Source organism: Isoptericola croceus (assembly GCF_029382255.1).
Taxonomy (GTDB): Bacteria; Actinomycetota; Actinomycetes; order Actinomycetales; family Cellulomonadaceae; genus Isoptericola; species Isoptericola croceus.
On the sequence record NZ_JARLLG010000313.1, the window covers coordinates 1 to 268 of the forward strand.

Consider the following 268-nt stretch of genomic DNA (forward strand, 5'->3'; position numbering starts at 1 on the left):
GACCAGGGCGCGGTGTATGTCTATGGCCGGGATGTCGGCGGGGATAACAACTGGGGCCTGATCAAGCAGATCACCGCCACCGACCACCAGCTACCGAATGGCGCGCTGTCGAAGGGACTCGGCGACGTGATGGCCTACAGCGACGGACGTCTGGTCGTATCGGCCAAGGCCAGCAGCGTCGGCATGAAATTCCTCTACGTCTTCGAGAAGGACCGCGGCGGCACGAACCAGTGGGGCCAGGTGCCCGGCGTGAAGCTGGAAGGGACCG

Annotated in this window: 1 protein-coding gene; it reads left to right on the plus strand. The window is 64.6% G+C overall.

The features are described from left to right. The coding region (locus PZC42_RS24750) for a hypothetical protein (protein WP_277214195.1) at nt 1-268 on the plus strand (268 nt) is incomplete at both ends.